Origin of the sequence: Protofrankia sp. Cr1, from assembly GCF_963555865.1 — a bacterium.
Classification (GTDB): domain Bacteria; phylum Actinomycetota; class Actinomycetes; order Frankiales; family Frankiaceae; genus Protofrankia.
Genome location: NZ_CAUVXO010000555.1, coordinates 1 through 2347 on the forward strand (window position 1 = coordinate 1; position 2347 = coordinate 2347).

A 2347-nucleotide genomic window follows, 5' to 3' on the forward strand; every position below is an offset into this window, starting at 1 on the left:
CTGCCCAGCCGACGGCTGCAGTGGCACTACCGCAGTAAGGACGAACGACTCATCACGTTTTCCAACGTCCACATCTACGACAATGACCTGATCACCTTTCCCGGTGTACTGACCGGGACGCCCGTCGAGCACGTCCTGGTCGACGGGCGGCTGTCCCCGGGCCAGCAGGCCCCGGCGCCCGAAGAGGTCGAGGCGGTTGTCGACTTGGTGCTGCGCCACGCCGAGCAACGCCCGACCGAAAGCCTGGGTGTCATCACCATGGGCATAAGCAGGCGCAACGGATCGATGCCGCGCTGCGAGCCGCCCGCGCCGGGCGTCCGGATCTCACGGACTTCTTCTCCGAAGACCCGGTCGGCGCCCGGCGTCCGTTCTTCGTGAAGAACATCGAACGGGTCCAGGGCGACGAACGCGATTCGATCATTCTGAGCATCGGCTACGCCAAGGGCGTCGACGGCCGTCTCCCCCACAGATTCGGTCCGCTCAACCTCGACGGCGGTGAACGACGGCTCAATGTGGCCGTGACCCGCGCACGGCGGCGGATGACCGTGGTCAGCTCCTTTTCGGACTATGACATGGACCCGGAGAAACTGCGCGCCACCGGTGCTCGCCTGCTGCGGGCATATCTGGAGTACGCCCGGCTCGGCGCCGACATGACCGGATCGGGTCGAGCAACCGGAATCGACCTCAATCCCTTTGAGGACGACGTGCTGACGGCCCTGCAAGAAGCGGGCATACCGGTCGTTCCCCAGTACGGGGTATCCGGTTACCGGATCGACTTCGCCGCCGCTCATCCCGCACAGCCTGGACGTATGGTGCTTGCCATCGAAGCCGACGGAGCGAGCTACCACAGCTCGCAATCCGCTCGGGACAGGGACCGCCTTCGTCAGGAACATCTGGAACGCCTCGGCTGGCGCGTCCACCGGATATGGTCGACAAGCTGGCTCCGCGACCCGATCACCGAACTGGCGAAGGTGCAGGCGGCCTGGAAGGACGCGGTCGCCGCGGTCGACCGTGGCGCACCGACCCGACCGACCACGCCAACACCGCGAACGAAACCGGTGGAATCCGCGACACCCGTGCCGCCGAGGCGCAAGGGATCACGGCCACGCCTACGCGCGCGCGGCACGCCGATCGTCCAGTACACCGATTCCCAGCTCGACGCCCTCGTGCGGTGGATCCGCAGTGACGAGCTGCTTCGTACCGAGGAAGAACTGGTGGAGGCGGCCCGATCCGAACTCGGGTACGGCCGGCTCGGCCCGGTGATCCGCAGCCGGCTCACCGACGCGGCCAGGCGGACCAACGGCGGAAACGGGACAGTCTGATGCCGGACGTGCCGGACGTGTTGGACACGGTCACCCGGGAACGGTTGGCACGTCTTATCGTCGACCAGGATGGGCCCTATGAACGGACCGGCCGCGAGATCGCGGCACTGTTTCGTCATGCGGGTTGGCCGGATCCGGTGGACTACGACGGCTCATACCGGGTCCCCTGGGTCGACGAACTCCTGGCATCCAGAGCCGGAGATCGGAATGCGGTCGAACGGATCCTGCGCAGACTGTGCGACCAGCGGGAGTACGACGACCCCCGATCAGCCACCGCCATCCGGGAAGCAGTCAATCGGATTCTCAACGCAGACGGCCTCGCCGTGGCGTACCGTGACGGCCAGAACATGGTTATCGACGTGACACCATCGGCTGCCGAATCGGCGCCCATCGCTCCGGTTGAGTTGACCGTTGACATAGCGGACTTCGTCCACGACCACGCCATGGTCGGCCTGCTGCGGAGCCGGCTCGACGAAGCCGCCACCTGCAGAGAAAACGGCGCCTACTTCGCGGCGATCATTACAGTGGGAAGCCTGCTCGAAGGTGTCCTGCATGCGGTGGTGCAACAACGAGAAAAAATTCTCGCAGCCGAGGGCAACAAGGGGATACGTACTGCTCCGACATCCGCACCCGGTCGCGGGAACAGGGATCAGCCCAATCTTTACAGCCTCATCGACACCGCGCACCGGTACGGGCTCATCAAGCGCGACGCCAAGGACTTCGCCCAGGTCCTGCGCGAATACCGCAACTTCGTCCATCCGCGGTCCCAACTTGAGCGCAACGTGCATCCGGACGCCGACCTCGCGACCATCTGCTGGAATGTCGCCATCATGACCCTCAATGATCTTGGCGCGTCGCATTTCCCACCCCGTGGTGCTGATTCCCACTCGGATGGGTCGCAGTCATCCCGCTGAGCGGTTACCGGGATCATGCCGCCGGGCGCGGCTGCACCGGCGGTCCGGCAGGTGACGAGGTGCACCGTCGCAAGTAGATCTACGCCGCGTCCGCGGCGGCCCGACGACGAA

Annotated in this window: 3 protein-coding genes; all 3 read left to right on the top strand. The window is 65.5% G+C overall.

Annotated elements, in window-relative coordinates:
• Nucleotides 1–378 (top strand): hypothetical protein (locus tag U9980_RS25680; RefSeq protein ID WP_322770284.1); only part of this gene is annotated, 378 nt, incomplete at its 5' end.
• On the top strand, nt 294–1322 hold the full coding sequence (locus U9980_RS25685) for an AAA domain-containing protein (RefSeq protein WP_322770286.1): 1029 nt from the start codon (nt 294–296) through the stop codon (nt 1320–1322). The genes U9980_RS25680 and U9980_RS25685, both read left to right, overlap by 85 nt.
• On the top strand, nt 1322–2236 hold the full coding sequence (locus U9980_RS25690) for a hypothetical protein (protein ID WP_322770285.1): 915 nt from the start codon (nt 1322–1324) through the stop codon (nt 2234–2236). The genes U9980_RS25685 and U9980_RS25690 overlap by 1 nt, the downstream gene beginning before the upstream one ends.
• The last annotated feature ends 111 nt before the right edge of the window (nt 2237–2347 follow it).

What these genes read in the sequence shown, in the direction of transcription:
- U9980_RS25690 (WP_322770285.1), top strand. Translation starts at nt 1,322, where the DNA reads ATGCCGGACGTGCCGGACGTGTTGGACACGGTCACCCGGGAACGGTTG.